The organism is Microcoleus sp. F10-B2, from assembly GCF_036704965.1.
Classification (GTDB): Bacteria; Cyanobacteriota; Cyanobacteriia; order Cyanobacteriales; family Microcoleaceae; genus Microcoleus.
Window position 1 is genome coordinate 78051 of record NZ_JAUBTB010000022.1, and the last position, 14469, is coordinate 92519.

At 45.0% G+C, this 14469-nt stretch carries 11 protein-coding genes; 5 read left to right on the top strand and 6 right to left on the bottom strand.

The genetic code is table 11. The annotated features are described in order from the left end of the window. Window positions 1-20: 20 nt before the first annotated feature. The 4 genes from QUA99_RS11320 to QUA99_RS11335 all read left to right on the top strand — a co-directional run bounded on the left by QUA99_RS11320 (window position 21) and on the right by QUA99_RS11335 (window position 7467). Window positions 21-3440 carry a response regulator gene (locus QUA99_RS11320; protein WP_333235357.1) on the top strand — a complete coding sequence of 1140 codons (3420 nt, stop codon included), beginning with the start codon at window positions 21-23 and terminating at the stop codon, window positions 3438-3440. Window positions 3441-3658: 218 nt separating this feature from the next. Then, the gene (locus QUA99_RS11325) at window positions 3659-5968 is read left to right on the top strand and encodes a DNA phosphorothioation-associated putative methyltransferase (RefSeq protein ID WP_333235358.1); all 2310 of its coding nucleotides are present in this window, start codon (window positions 3659-3661) and stop codon (window positions 5966-5968) included. Between the two features lie 112 nt (window positions 5969-6080). Beyond that, complete coding sequence (locus QUA99_RS11330) at window positions 6081-6566, top strand: GNAT family N-acetyltransferase (protein WP_333235359.1); 486 nt, start codon at window positions 6081-6083, stop codon at window positions 6564-6566. A 289-nt stretch (window positions 6567-6855) separates the two neighbouring features. Further along, window positions 6856-7467, top strand: a complete 612-nt coding sequence (locus QUA99_RS11335) for a hypothetical protein (RefSeq protein WP_333235361.1) — start codon at window positions 6856-6858, stop codon at window positions 7465-7467. A gap of 296 nt (window positions 7468-7763) precedes the next feature. On the opposite strand, the gene QUA99_RS11340 is transcribed toward QUA99_RS11335, so the two are convergent. Both QUA99_RS11340 and QUA99_RS11345 read right to left on the bottom strand, forming a co-directional pair. Next, a complete protein-coding gene (locus QUA99_RS11340) occupies window positions 7764-8936 on the bottom strand; it encodes a TRC40/GET3/ArsA family transport-energizing ATPase (RefSeq protein ID WP_333190745.1) in 1173 nt (390 codons plus the stop codon). 300 nt (window positions 8937-9236) lie between these two features. Continuing rightward, the gene (locus tag QUA99_RS11345) at window positions 9237-9629 is read right to left on the bottom strand and encodes a DUF2358 domain-containing protein (RefSeq protein WP_333235362.1); all 393 of its coding nucleotides are present in this window, start codon (window positions 9627-9629) and stop codon (window positions 9237-9239) included. 137 nt (window positions 9630-9766) lie between these two features. Between QUA99_RS11345 and QUA99_RS11350 the strand changes: the two genes are divergently transcribed. After that, window positions 9767-10381: a glutathione S-transferase N-terminal domain-containing protein gene (locus QUA99_RS11350; RefSeq protein ID WP_333235363.1), complete on the top strand. Its 615-nt coding sequence runs from the start codon at window positions 9767-9769 to the stop codon at window positions 10379-10381. An 87-nt stretch (window positions 10382-10468) separates the two neighbouring features. Here the strand turns inward: QUA99_RS11350 and QUA99_RS11355 are convergent, their stop codons facing one another. The 4 genes from QUA99_RS11355 to QUA99_RS11370 all read right to left on the bottom strand — a co-directional run bounded on the left by QUA99_RS11355 (window position 10469) and on the right by QUA99_RS11370 (window position 14444). Further along, the gene (locus tag QUA99_RS11355) at window positions 10469-11893 is read right to left on the bottom strand and encodes an NADP-dependent isocitrate dehydrogenase (RefSeq protein WP_333235364.1); all 1425 of its coding nucleotides are present in this window, start codon (window positions 11891-11893) and stop codon (window positions 10469-10471) included. A gap of 176 nt (window positions 11894-12069) precedes the next feature. Continuing rightward, window positions 12070-12675 (bottom strand): DedA family protein, encoded by a 606-nt coding sequence (locus QUA99_RS11360; RefSeq protein ID WP_333235365.1) that lies wholly within the window; start codon window positions 12673-12675, stop codon window positions 12070-12072. A 173-nt stretch (window positions 12676-12848) separates the two neighbouring features. Beyond that, on the bottom strand, window positions 12849-14126 hold the full coding sequence (ahcY, locus tag QUA99_RS11365; protein WP_333235367.1) for an adenosylhomocysteinase: 1278 nt from the start codon (window positions 14124-14126) through the stop codon (window positions 12849-12851). A gap of 105 nt (window positions 14127-14231) precedes the next feature. Then, on the bottom strand, window positions 14232-14444 hold the full coding sequence (locus QUA99_RS11370) for a hypothetical protein (RefSeq protein WP_333235369.1): 213 nt from the start codon (window positions 14442-14444) through the stop codon (window positions 14232-14234). Window positions 14445-14469 lie beyond the last annotated feature (25 nt).

Here is a 14469-nt window from a genome sequence, read left to right on the forward strand (position 1 = left end):
TAATCCACAATTCGGTTGTTATGGACAAAATTCTCAAAATTCTGATAGTTGATGACGATGCAGTCGATCGGATGGCGGTCAAACGCTCGCTCAAGTCCGCTGGGGTTGCGGCAGAAGTTACAGAAGCAGAAGACTGCGCGGATGCCCTGACCAAACTCTCGGTCAGCAAAAATTCTACCCAGGCGAGCGCGAAACTTTCAAAACAAGATAAATCTCAACATTATTTAAGCGAGGTTGAGGATACAGAAAATTCGCTGCTATTAAATCAGATATTTGAGTGCAAATTTGACTGCGTATTTCTAGACTACGGCTTGCCCGACGGAGACGGACTGACTTTGGTGCAAGATGTACGGGAAGCTGGGATAAAAGTTCCCTTAATTGTGCTCACAGGTCAAGGCGACGAACAAATTGCTGTGGAATTGATGAAAGCGGGAGCTTCAGATTATATCGCTAAAGGCAAGATGTCTCCAGAGAGTTTGTCCCGCAGTTTGTACAATGCCATTCGCGTTTACCGCGCCGAATTTGAGGCGTTTCATACGAGTGAAAAACTTAAGGAAAGCGAGGAACGGTACAGGTTAGTTTTAGAGGGAGTGAACGACGGAATTTGGGATTGGGATTTAAGTAAAAACGAGGTTTATTGGAACGATCGCCTTTTGGAAATTATCGGTTTATCGCGGGAGGAATTTGGCAGCACTATGGAAGCTCTCTACAACCGCCTGCACCCGGAGGACAAGGAGGGCATCGTCACGGCGATCGCCGCTCACTTAGAACAAGAAATAGACTACAATGTAGAATTCCGGCTGCTGCACTCTTCCGGTTTTTATCGTTACTGCACTTCTCAGGGAAAAGCTCAGCGAAATTTCCAAGGAAAAGCGCTGCGGATGGCCGGCATGATTAGCGACATTACTGAGCGGAAACAGGCGGAAGATGCTCTAGAAAGGGAACGGCAGCAACTGAAACAAATTATTAATTGCGTCCCGGTAGCAATGGCGATGTTCGATACGGAAATGCGCTATTTAGCTAACTCTCACAAATGGCTGACTCAATTTAATTTCGAGTGGCAGTCCCTAACTAATCTCAGTCATTACGAATTGTTTCCAGATACGCCGAATCGCTGGAAAGTGATGTATCAACAAGTGCTCAAAGGTGAGGTAGTTTCTGTCAGCGAAGATGCTTGGGAACGAGCAGACGGTTCTGTTATGTACCTGCGCTGGGCCGCTCACCCTTGGTACAATCCCGACGGCAAAGTGGGAGGAATTGTGATGGTGGCTGACAAGATTAACGAGTTGGTGGAAGCGCGGGAAACGGCCCTAGAAGCGAGCCGGGTGAAGTCGCAATTCTTGGCAAACATGAGTCACGAAATTCGCACTCCGATGAATGGGGTTTTGGGCATGGCTCAATTGCTGCTGCGCGCTCCTCTGGAACAGAAACAGCGGGAGTGCGCTCAGACTATTTACCGCAGTGCTGAACATTTGCTGAGCGTGATTAATGATATTCTCGATTTCTCTAAGATTGAAGCGGGAGAAATGCGGATGGAAAAAGCTGATTTTGATTTGGATAACTGCATTGAATCGGTGATAGCCATAGTGGCACCTTTGGCAGAGGAAAAAAATATTGAATTGAATATTTTAGTTGACAGTTCGGTGCCGAAAAAATTAGTGGGCGACTCTGGCCGGTTAAAGCAAATTTTGTTAAATTTGACGGGGAATGCGATAAAATTTACCGATCGCGGTCAAGTTTTAGTTCACATAACTGTCAAGCGGGGCGATCGATCTATCGAAGGCCCCGAAGGTGCAAAATTGCTATTTTCGGTGCGGGACACTGGCATTGGAATTTCGGAAGAAGGGCAAACAAAGCTGTTCCAATCTTTTTCTCAGGTAGACGATTCTCCTACTAGGCCTTACGGCGGAACGGGTTTGGGTTTGGCTATTTGCAAGCAGTTAGTCGAGACAATGGGAGGCGACATTGGGGTTCGCAGTTTGCTAGGCAGCGGTTCGACTTTTTGGTTTGCTATACCTTTAGAAAAACAGTTGCAAGTTGAGCCTCGCGAGCCAGAACTTGCGGGTAAGAAGCTGTTAGTAATCTCTGGAAGCGCTTTGAGGAGGGCGGCGGTACGATCGCTCGCTCAAAGTTGGGGTGCCCGCTGCGACGAGGCAGAAAGTGCTACTGATGCTTTGACTTGGTTGAAAAATGCTCAGGGCGGCATTTCTCAGCATTCGGGGGAAGGGAAAAAAAGCTGCGATGGGGTGCTTGTGGACTTGCAAATGCCGGATTTGGATGCGGAGGAATTTGGTTTGAAAGTGCGATCGATGCAGCCAGTTGCCTCGTTAATCGCCATGACTGCTTTGCGGGAACAGTCGAAAGCTGAAGCGCTTTGCAACCGGGGTTTTAGCGGCTATGTACTCGAACCGGTGCGGCCTTCCCGCCTGCTTGAAGCTTTGCTGGCTCCGGTTAAGGAAACGGGCAATGTTGGGAACTTGGAAGATGCTAATACTGACAAGTTGCCAGCAGTTAATTCTCAAGATCTTACTCCCAATTCGCCGTCATCGCTGAGAATTTTACTGGTGGAAGACCACCCGATAAATCAACAAGTTATTGTCGAACAGTTAGCGGCTTTAGGCTATCACGCTGACTGCGCCGCCAACGGTCAAGAAGCGCTGAATTTGCTGGCAGACAACACCTATGATTTAGTGCTGATGGACTGTCAAATGCCGATACTTGACGGTTACGAAACCGCACAAAAGTTAAGGGAAATCGAAGGAGGCGATCGGCATACTTTTGTGATTGCTTTAACTGCTCACGCTATGCCGGGGGAACGAGAAAAATGTCTGGCGGCGGGGATGGATGATTATCTCAGCAAACCTGTAGATTTAGAGGCTTTGGCGGCGGCACTGAAAAAGTATGAAGCCCAAAATGTTCAGTTAGAAAATAAGTATGGAGTTAAAAGTATTAAATGGGAAAACAATTCTCACTTAGCAACAAATTATAAAGAAGTGTGGGAAAAAGCGCAGGTTGTGGGTGTACCGCCACCAAGGGCGATCGCACTTCCAAATTGGGAACACGCAGACTGCGACGGACTGTTCGACAAGAGCAGATTGGAGCAACTCGGACGAGTTAATATTAAATTGCCAGAGCGACTTTTGCAAGCATTTGTGGGAAACGCGCAAGCTGATGTGGCTGCTGCCAAAATAGCTGTAGAAGCTAAAGATTGGCAAACTGTCGAATATCAAGCACATCGTCTCAAGGGAACTTCGGCTAATGTGGGAGTTGCTTTGATGTCAAATTTAGCTGCACAATTGGAACATCAAGCGCGAGTCTTTCAATTTGAACCGCTAGCTCTGGAACTGTCAACAATTGAGGGGGTTGAGAACATATTAAGGAGTTTGTCAACTCATTTAGCCAGAGTTAAAGAATTTGTGGAAAATCGAATGTTTGGTTAATCTGCTAGTAGATAGTAGTCGATTATTATAGTCACCGATAGAAATCGCAACTATACCAACCAAATTAGCCTTCGCGTGACTGAGAAATAAAGAGGTAAAGTACGGACTGCGCACCCTAAATATATAAGTTCTGCCTAAGTTCTATTTCTTGATTCCTTTCTTTCTTCACTCTGTGTCCTCTGCGTTCTCTGCGGTTAATTAAAAAAATTAATTTAGCTATGACTTACGATACCAGTAAAAACACTATCTTAGAGAGCGAGCCCGTCGAAAATAATGGAGCAAGGCTGACGCCTTTGATGGCTTTTGCTCGGGAAGTTTTGTTGTACGAACAGGAGGCAGATCCTCCGGCTATGCGTTCCCCAGAACTGGCGGGGAACGAGGGAGAATATCAGGCAGTTGTGGTGGATAATCTGGTGGCAAAAGTGGCTCGCTGCTGTCGGGAAAGCAAGATTGGAAAAAAATTACCGACGGCTTTTTACGTTCACGTTTCAGCTCTGCAGAGACTCAATCCTGTACTCGTAATTTACGAAAATTGTGCCAGACATACTCTGGAAAATATTGAAGAAGCAACTTTAGTTAAATTTTCACTCGCACGACCTAAAATATCTTATCTTTTTTACCCTGATTTCGATACAGATGCTCACCCTGCTTTGCAAACCAGCATCCAAATTAATCTGGAAACAGGGGAAGTTAAATGTTTCGATTACAGCAACAGCGAAAATCCCCCGGTTTTGCACCGGAAGGAAACTTTTATAAGTGCGGATTATCCGAATTACGAAAAGTTTGCTCGACTGACTCGCAGCGAGGAAGGATGGGGACTGCTTGACAATACTAGCGTTATCGGCACTCGCGAGGGTTGGCTCAAATACTTGGGATATTGCGGTGTGGAAATTCAAGATCATGCTGTTGTCGAGCGTTTGAAACAGGAGAATAGCGACCTTTCAATTCCCAAAATCGAGCGACACAAAGCTGCGATGGTACGCAACTCGCTTTCTAAACCTTTGCGTTTGGTTTTAGAAGCTGATTTAGCAATCGATGGGGCGACTTTTTTTGATTACGGTTGCGGTTACGGCGGGGATGTTAAATATATTGCACAAGAGGGTTATGCTATTTCGGGTTGGGACCCATACTATCAGCCGGATACTCCGCGAATTTGTGCGGATATTGTGAATATTGGTTATGTGATTAATGTAATTGAATCTTTGGCGGAACGCCGAGAAGCTTTGCTGAATGCTTGGGAATTAACTAAGAGTTTATTAGTTGTGGCGGCTCAGGTTTTGATTGATGATAGCGATCGAGGCCAAATTGCTTATGGGGATGGGGTGATTACTTCTCGCAATACTTTTCAGAAGTATTACGAACAAGAAGAGTTGAAGGTTTATATCGACCAAGTTTTGAGTGTTGATGCAATTCCTGTGGCTTTGGGGATTTATTTTGTGTTTCGGGATGCTGCGGAGGGTGAAAGTTTTCGTGCTTCTCGGTTTCGATCACACTTATCGACTCCCAGAGTGCGATCGCAAGTTAAGCGGTTTGAGGATTATGCGGAAATGCTGGCTCCTTTGATGGCTTTTGTGAGCGATCGGGGCCGCCTTCCGGTTAAAGGCGAATTAGCGGAAGAATCGCCAATTAAGGAGGAATTTCACAGTTTTAATCGCGCTTGGAGGGTGATTTTGCAAGCAACGGATGCGGATGATTGGGAGAAAATCGCCGATAAACGCCGCCAGGATTTGCTAGTATATCTCGCTCTCAACGGTTTGGGCGATCGACCTTCAATGCGCCGACTCCCGGCTCAAATCCGCAACGATATCAAAGGTTTGTTTGACAATTATCAAAAAGCTTGCACTTTGGCTGATTTAATGCTGTACAGTTTGGGCAAACCTGATATTGTTGCGGATTGCTGCGAAGATAGTGCGATCGGCTACAAACAGCCCGGTTCCCTTTCAGTTCACGTCTCAGCTTTGGAAGAACTCGATCCTTTGCTCAGGCTCTACGAAGGCTGCGCCAACCGCACAATCGGCAGGCTTGACGGCGCGACAATCATCAAATTTTACGCTCGCAAACCTCAAATTTCCTATTTATTTTATCCCGATTTTGACACTAACCCGCATCCAGCCCTCCACACGGCTATGCACATACATTTGCGCAACCTTTCTGTCAGCTATCAAGACTATTCGGATGTCTACAATCCGCCAATTTTAGTGAGAAAAGAAGCTTTTGTTACTGCTAGTTATCCGCATTACGAAAAATTTGCGAAACTCAGCCGCCAAGAAGAAAAGTTAGGGATTCTCGATCGTGGCGCAGTTAAAAAACATCGGGAATGGGTGAAGTGTTTGGAGGAAAACTGCGTTAAGATTAAGGATCATAAGTTGTTTTGGCGATCGGATGCTGACCCAGAAAAGTTGAAAATGCTGCAAAAAGCTGCGTCGGAACGCCAGCAGAAAAAGATTGAGTTGAATCCAGGAAAGATTGAACGAACCGCAGAGGGCACAGAGGGCGCAGAGGATGGAAAAGAAGAGGGAGAGGAATAGTCATGGAAGTAGATGATGATTTTAGTCAGGGTAAGCGAGGGCGATCGATCTACAATTACCTGGGAAAAATCGGATCTCAGCTATCACAAATTAGACGTTCAAACGTGAAGTTATGATTAATCTACGCTCCGCGACTTCCGCTGATTTGGATCTGTTACGACAGTGGGATGAGCAACCTCACGTAATTGCCTCAGATCCTAACGATGACTGGGCTTGGGAGGTAGAACTTGAGCGCGCGCCCGATTGGAGAGAACAATTGATTGCTGAAATCGATGGTCGTCCAATCGGATTTATCCAAATCATCGATCCGGAACGCGAGGAGACAAACTATTGGGGTGATGTTGCGGCGGATCTTCGTGCCATTGACATTTGGATTGGGAAAGAGGCTGATTTAGGCAAAGGCTATGGAACACAAATGATGCAGCTTGCAATTGTCAGATGTTTCGCAGATCCGGCGGTGAAAGCTGTCCTCGTCGATCCGCTTGCCAATAATACTCGGGCCCACAACTTCTATGAACGTCTTGGCTTTCAATTTATCGAGTACCGAAAGTTCGGTGACGATGATTGCTTTGTTTATCGCCTGAACCGAGTAGATTGACACTATGAATTGAGCTCGTATCGCTGTAGCAGCAGTGCGTGAGCGATCGTACAAATCTACAAGTTATTTTTTGAGCCGTGATTTGAAAATATTAGATGATCCTTACAGTAACTTTCGATTTATTTCGGACAGTGTGTGGAGTAGAGATCGCCTAAAATCCATAAACCGCCGAAAATTTAAACCCCCTTCCTAGACTGAGGATCGTTTTTTGCAAAAAGCTTTAACAGATATATGTAAAACTTTAGCCCCTAAATTGGTATCATCTAAAGTTTGAGAAATGGATATTTTTATGAGCTACAATGAATCGAAAAAGATTTACGCTGCTTACGAAGCATTTATAGGTTCACTAAGTGAGAAGTCTAATATTTTTTCCTCAGAGATAGGGGATGTTCTCGGTTTAGCTATTTTATCCCGTATGATTGGAGTTGTTGGGATAATAATTAGTTTGTTATTGCTGGCTTTTACACTATTAGCAATAGTTCCATTAATTGTTCCATTGATCGTGTTTTTAATATGTGCAATGAGTGCGCTTTTTATTGAATGGATTGCAGAGTTCACAGCGAAAAATCAGAAGCCCAATGTGATCGATGTAGCAATATGTTCTAAAGAACAAGTCATTTATCAATCTCGGAGTTACCGTGAAAATGTCTATTATATCCATGTGTATATTAAGAGTGGCTATAGAGTTGATTCAAAAGGGGAAAAAACTATGTTGCCAAAGCTCAAGGAAGAGATTCCCAACTTCAAAGGAAAGTTTCGATTTCAAGTAAATCCTTATTTGTGGGATGATTTGCAACTAGATGAAGAAGTTGAGATCGTTACCACCAAAGGTTGCTATGTATTCGACAAACTTGTAAATATACTCAGCACAGATAATCCTAAATATCCTCACATATTTTAACATCTAAAGCCCTTAGCTGCGAGGGAGTTTAGCTAGTATATCGCAGTGATCGCTCCATTAAAGTAATCGTTTGAAGCGCAGTTCAGGGAACTAGAAATGATCTGTTTCGTTGTTGAGTCCAGAGAAGTTATCGGCGATCGCACGAGCAGAAATAATTGTTAAGCGATCGGGTTATAACAAATCATTGGAGCGGTTATAATTGTGATATTTTCGCAAGTAAATAAGATTGAGCATTTTTTAGCTAAAATCAATACTTACTCAGGCACACTATATGTAGCGTGCCTGCGTAAGTCCTGTTAAGCAAACTTAATTTTCAAATAATCATCCTCCATCTTTGCCCCCGAAGGTTGCAGCGCCGCCAAAGCTTGCGGCAACACCAAATTACGGCGGTGATTCCCAATCCGAACATTCAACTCATCTCCCGTTTTGCTCAACTGAATCTGATCCTTAGCAATTCCGGGCAAATACAGTTCAAGACTATATTGATTGTTTTCCTGGACGATCTTAATCGTATTTTCTTTGTAATAAACTTGACTGGGGTCTTCGTCTTTGTAAAGCGTTTCTTTCAAGCGTTCCAAAGCTGGCAAACCGCACATTTCTTCTGAATAAAGTGGCACTTCCTTAACTGGCAGCGGCATGAAATCCGAGTGAATTTCCTGACGGTACTGCTCCTGGCTTTCTTTCCACCGTTTAAAAAATGGGTCAGTTACTTCGGCGGGAATAATCCGGTTAGCTACTACTAAATCAGTAGCTACATTGTACAAACTCAAATAGGCATGAGCGCGCAGAGACTCTTTAATTACCATTTTTTCTGGATTGGTAACTAACCTTACCGAAGTGACAGTATTGTCAGTTAAAACCTTTTCTAAAGCTTCGATTTGTTCGTAAAATTCGTAAGGTGCATCCATCACCTCTTTGTCTGGTAAAGAAAAACCCGCAATTGGTCTAAAAATAGGTTCAACTAAAGGTCGAAGGGCGGCTGATATGCCTTGCAGCGGCTTGTAAAATTTTCTCATGTACCAGCCGCCAACTTCCGGCAAACTTAGCAGTCTCAATGCTGTGCCAGTCGGAGCAGAATCGATAATTAAAACATCAAATTCGCCTTCGTCGTAATGCCGCTTCATTCGTACTAAACCGAAGATTTCATCCATTCCTGGCAAGATGGCTAATTCTTCAGCTTGCACCCCTTCGAGCCCCTGCGCTCGCAAGACTTGAGTAATGTAGCGCTTAACGGCTCCCCAATTGCCTTCTAATTCCCTGAGAGCGTCTAATTCGGCTCCCCACAAATTCGGTTTCACCAGGCGCGAATCGTGTCCGAGTTCCATGTCGAAGCTGTCGGCTAAGGAGTGAGCGGGATCTGTGCTCAGCACTAGGGTTTTGTATCCCAATTCGGCACATCGCAGCCCAGTCGCAGCGGCTACAGAGGTTTTGCCGACGCCGCCTTTTCCAGTCATTAATATTAAGCGCATTGATTGTTTAGCTCGCCTGAAAGTAATTTACTCCTACATTGTAACGTTATGTAACGAAAATTAATTTAGTGGGGGAATTAATTTGGGCGATCGCCCACCGCTGAACACAGCGCATTTCAGGCGACACACGAAATTGCTGCCATGTCAATATCAGTTAAAATTATTTATCTCAGATATCAATTGCAACAAATAAAAATTCATCAGCGTTCATCTATATTTATCTGCTAATATCTGCGGTTTAAAAAGGGCTCTCGCTCTTGAAAAACTATTTTTTATTGCTAAAAAACCTAAGCCAAATTCTCAAACATTAGTTTTCACAGGAAATACAAGCTGTTTGAGCACATCCAACCGCGAACAGTCCCAGTAATCGATGTGAGAAACAATTAAATCATCACTGTTGACTTTAAGTTCGCTCCTACCGGCGATCGCCATTTTCGGTTTCCAAGGTAGCGGTGCGATCCAGCTCAGAGTCCAGCGAGTTTCTATAGTATCTCCCGATCGCGAAATGCCGTGCAAATCGAGATTTATATCCTGAAAAAAAGTCCCCATAAACCCGATCATTTTGCGGTAGCGATCGACTCCTGTAAATCGATTCACCGGATCTTCAAAATAAACATCTTTTGCATAAATGCTGTAAGTCTGATTATCGGGAAATCTTTGATAATCGTCTTTGAGAATTTCAATAATGTCCATTTCGAGCGATCGTTATTCTTCTATTATTAGAATATAATTTTAACACAATAGATATAAAATCCGCAAATTTTGTCCAAATTGTGATATTATATCAGGTTATTTACTGCCTTGCAAACTTTCAACTTAACATCACAACTATGATTGACCTCTACACTTTTACTACCCCGAACGGTCGCAAAGTCTCGATCATGCTCGAAGAAATAGGTTTACCCTACAACGTGCACGTCATCGACATCACAAAAAACGACCAATTTAGCCCAGAGTTCATCGCCATCAACCCCAACAGCAAAATTCCCGCGATAGTCGATCGAGATAACGGCATCACCGTCTTCGAGTCCGGGGCAATCCTGATCTATCTGGCCGAAAAAAGTGGCAAATTTCTGCCCACCGACAAAGAAAAATACTTTCAAGTTATGGAATGGCTGATGTTTCAAATGGCCAGCGTCGGGCCAATGTTCGGTCAACTAAACCACTTCAAACGCTTTGCCCCCGAACAAATTCCCTATGCGATTGGGCGCTACGAAAAAGAAACTTTGCGGCTTTACGGAGTATTAGACACTCAACTAGCAAAATACGAATACATCTGCGGCGACTATTCCATCGCCGACATTGCTACCTATCCCTGGGTTGCTATTTACGAATTTCAAGGATTAACCCTCGACAACCACCCCCACCTCAAACGTTGGGTAGAAACCTTGCAGAAGCGTCCCGCCGTTGAGCGCGGCATGGCTGTTCCCGAACTGCAAAAATAGCAATTTTTAAACCGCAGACAGACAAAGATATTACCAATCTTATCGGCGTTTATCTGCGTTCATCTGCGGTTAAAAAATCTTTAAAACCTAATCTGCAAAGTGCTTAATAATCGCCTCAGCAAACTCCGAACACTTCAACTCAGGCACCGGCGGTTCCATCAACCTTGCCAAATCGTAAGTAACTTCACCGTTAGAAATTGCCGCTCCCAAACCCTTCTTAATCAAATCTGCTGCTTCCTGCCATCCCATGTATTCTAACATCATCACCCCGGACAAAATCAGGGAACCGGGATTGACTTTATCTAAACCCGCGTGTTTCGGTGCAGTGCCGTGAGTTGCCTCGAAAACAGCACATTCATCACCAATATTCGCACCTGGGCCCATGCCCAATCCGCCGACAATGGCGGCGGCCGCATCGGATAAATAATCCCCGTTCAGATTCATGGTCGCCAAAATCGAATACTCGGCCGGTCGGGTTTGAATTTGTTGGAAAATACTGTCAGCAATTCGGTCGTTGACCATAATCTTGTCTTTCCACTGACCGCTGCCGTGACTGTCCCAAATTGCAAACAAAACGTCGGCTACTTCTTGACGAATTTTGGCTTGTTTTTCTGGGGTCAAAGCATCGTATCCCGGGTCTATTTGGCGGGCATTATCTTCTAAGCTAATAGCTGGATTTTTTTCTTTGTTGCCCAGAATCCAAGACTCTCTTTCAGTTACGCACTGTTCTCGAAATTCGGTGGTTGCTAATTCATAACCCCAATCTCGGAAAGCTCCTTCGGTGTATTTCATGATGTTGCCTTTGTGCACCAAAGTTACTTGCTGCTTTTCTTTTGGCAACCGCAAAGCGTGGGTAATAGCGCGCCGTACTAAGCGCTGAGAACCTGTTTTGCTAATCGGTTTAATCCCAATTCCAGAATCGAGGCGAATTTGTTTTTTGCCATGTTCTGGTGTTGCCGGAATTAACTCATTATTGAGATATTCAATCAATTTCTTGCCGATGTCGCTGCCTTTGGCCCATTCAATTCCGAGGTAAATATCTTCTGTATTTTCCCGGTAAATAATTACATCTAGGAGTTCAGGAGTTTTGTGTAGCGATGGTGTTCCAGCATAATATTTGCAGGGCCGCACGCAGGCGTAAAGGTCAAAGATTTGCCGCAAAGCTACGTTTAGCGATCGAATGCCGCCCCCGATTGGGGTTGTCAGCGGCCCTTTGATGGCGACTCCGTATTCTTTGATGGCGTCTAAGGAATCTTGGGGCAGATATTGGTAAGTACCGTAGACATCGCAGGCTTCGTCGCCTACATAGATTTTAAACCAGTTGATTTTGCGATCGCCACCGTAAGCCTTGTCTACCGCAGCATCCATGACTTTCTGGGATGCAGGCCACAAGTCAACGCCCGTACCGTCGCCGCGAATGAAGGGAATAATCGGGTCATTGGGGACGATCGGCAAACCGTCTTTGAAAGTAATTTTAGAACCTGTTGTCGGGGCTACAATCTTTTCGTACATATCTTAACAGCGCGGATAGGAGTGTTCCCTATTTTGCCACGATTATCTGCCTAAACTTCAATCAATTCTAAATATTTGTATAAATTTTTGATAAATTGATTTTTAACCGCAGATAACAGCAGATAAACGCAGATAAACGCAGATGTTTTTGGTGGTGTCTGCATTTATCTAGGATTTTATTCTTTTTGCATATTCTTCTTCACAATCCACAAAATACACCAGATGACTATAATCACCACAACTATTTTGGAAACAGGACCGAGATATTCATCTACAAGTGTATAATTCTCACCTAGTTTATATCCCGCAAAAGTCAGGAAACTTACCCATAAAAGAGTGCCGCCTGTTGAGTATAGTAAAAAAGGAATTAAAGGCATATTATTGATGCCAGCGGGCAGGGAAATCAGGGTGCGAACTCCGGGTACGAGGCGACACAAAAACACGGCTTTGTTGCCGTGTCTGTTAAACCATCTATTTGCTTTGTCAATATCGGCGCCCGATACTGCGATCCACTTACCGTATTTGTCGGCTAAATTCCTCAAGCGTTCTTCGCTCAATAATTTACCGGCATAGTACCAGGGAAGCGCCCCCAGAACTGTACCAATTACTCCTGCTGCGATCGCCGGTGCTAACTGCATATCATTACCCTTTGATGCCGTGAATCCTGCCAGCGGCATAATCAATTCTGATGGTATGGGCGGGAAAAGATTTTCTAAAAACATCAACAGGCCAATTCCGAAATAGCCCATCGACTGCATTGTGTTAGTTATCCATTCAACCATTTTGATTTAATAATTGGTAATAGGTATAGCAGAAGGAAGTTCGGCAACGAACAATGTACGGGATGTAACGGATGTCAGGAAGACCGAATGCCGAAGTTGGAAGAAGGAAGTTCATGAAGAAGTAGGGACACGACAATGCCGTGTCCCTACGGTGGGGATAGATAAATCGATGATTAAGTGCCCGAAGTCCAAGAGTTAGTGTACTCAATTTGCTCGGCAGTCAAGGTATCAATATGAATACCCATTGCTTCCAATTTGAGACGGGCAATTTCTTTATCAACTTCCACGGGGATTGAGTGAATACCGGGCTCTAGTTTGCCTTTGTTCGCAACCAGATATTCGCAGGCTAAAGCTTGGTTAGCAAAGCTCATATCCATCACGGCGCTGGGGTGTCCTTCGGCTGCTGCCAAGTTGATCAAACGGCCTTCGCCCAACACAATAATCGACTTGCCATTATTGAGGTGATATTCTTGAGTGAAAGACCGGACTGTTTTCACATCGGTGCTTTTTGCGCCAAGGGATTTGAGGTCAATTTCAATGTCGAAGTGACCGGAATTGCAAACAATTGCGCCGTCTTTCATTGTCTCGAAATGTTCGGCACGAATGACGTGCTTGTTGCCGGTAACGGTAATAAATAGATCACCGACTGTTGCTGCTTCGTCCATCGGCATGACGCGGAAACCGTCCATTACTGCTTCGATCGCCCGAATCGGATCGATTTCGGTAACAATTACGTTAGCACCCATGCCGCGGGCGCGCAGTGCCGTGCCTTTGCCGCACCAACCGTAACCTGCAACCACAATATTTTTACCGGCTAACAAAATATTGGTAGCGCGGATAATGCCGTCTAGGGTAGATTGACCGGTACCGTAGCGGTTGTCAAAGAAGTGCTTGGTGTCGGCGTCGTTGACGTTCATTGCCGGGAAAGTCAGCACGCCGTCTTTCAACATTGCCCGCAGGCGCACGATGCCCGTGGTAGTTTCTTCGGTAGTTCCGATCAAGTCGGAAATTTGGTTCGGGCGGTGCTGGATCAGTGCCGCTACTACGTCGCTGCCGTCGTCGATAATAATATTGGGGCGGTGGTCTAGGGCTGTGTAGACGTGACGTTCGTAGGTAGCCGCGTCTTCTCCTTTGAGGGCGAAGACGGAAATGCCGTAGTCTTCAACTAAGCAAGCCGCTACGTCATCTTGAGTGCTCAAGGGGTTGCTGGCGATCAGTACGGCGTCGCCACCGCCGAGTTTGATGGCGATTGCCAAATGAGCGGTTTCTGTGGTTACGTGGCAGCAAGCAGCCAAGCGAATGCCAGCGAAAGGCTTTTCTTTAGCGAAGCGTTCTTGAATTTGCCGCAAAACGGGCATTTCCCGACCGGCCCACTCGATGCGTTGTTTTCCCAAGGGGGCAAGGGACAAGTCTTTGACTTCGTGTTTAATCTTGACGGATGTAGCAACCATTTATGTTATTTCCCAGAAATCATCAAACTTTGTTAGTTTTAGCAGATTAACCCCTCGACGGGCAAGTGCTGTGATTTTACTCGATCGCCCTGGGCGAGGCTAATCTTAAATTTTGATGGTGTTCGATCGACCAAATTGCCATCGGCACAGGGGAGTCACCCACACATCTGCGTCAAAATTTCCTGTCGGGCGATCGCAATTTGGGATTCGCTGCGAGTGGGAATGATTAATGCCGATCGAGTTACTAATTTTGGCAATAAAGCTGATAAGCTGATACGCAGCTAGATTGTATAATATAAATATAAAATAAGCGCTCATTAGTTAGAATGTATGCCAGCCAAAA

Bases quoted from the DNA above. Each gene is read 5' to 3' on its own strand.
- QUA99_RS11320 (WP_333235357.1), top strand. From the start codon at position 21: ATGGACAAAATTCTCAAAATTCTGATAGTTGATGACGATGCAGTCGAT.
- QUA99_RS11325 (WP_333235358.1), top strand. From the start codon at position 3,659: ATGACTTACGATACCAGTAAAAACACTATCTTAGAGAGCGAGCCCGTC.
- QUA99_RS11330 (WP_333235359.1), top strand. From the start codon at position 6,081: ATGATTAATCTACGCTCCGCGACTTCCGCTGATTTGGATCTGTTACGA.
- QUA99_RS11335 (WP_333235361.1), top strand. From the start codon at position 6,856: ATGAGCTACAATGAATCGAAAAAGATTTACGCTGCTTACGAAGCATTT.
- QUA99_RS11340 (WP_333190745.1), bottom strand. From the start codon at position 8,936: ATGCGCTTAATATTAATGACTGGAAAAGGCGGCGTCGGCAAAACCTCT.
- QUA99_RS11345 (WP_333235362.1), bottom strand. From the start codon at position 9,629: ATGGACATTATTGAAATTCTCAAAGACGATTATCAAAGATTTCCCGAT.
- QUA99_RS11350 (WP_333235363.1), top strand. From the start codon at position 9,767: ATGATTGACCTCTACACTTTTACTACCCCGAACGGTCGCAAAGTCTCG.
- QUA99_RS11355 (WP_333235364.1), bottom strand. From the start codon at position 11,893: ATGTACGAAAAGATTGTAGCCCCGACAACAGGTTCTAAAATTACTTTC.
- QUA99_RS11360 (WP_333235365.1), bottom strand. From the start codon at position 12,675: ATGGTTGAATGGATAACTAACACAATGCAGTCGATGGGCTATTTCGGA.
- ahcY (WP_333235367.1), bottom strand. From the start codon at position 14,126: ATGGTTGCTACATCCGTCAAGATTAAACACGAAGTCAAAGACTTGTCC.
- QUA99_RS11370 (WP_333235369.1), bottom strand. From the start codon at position 14,444: ATGAGCGCTTATTTTATATTTATATTATACAATCTAGCTGCGTATCAG.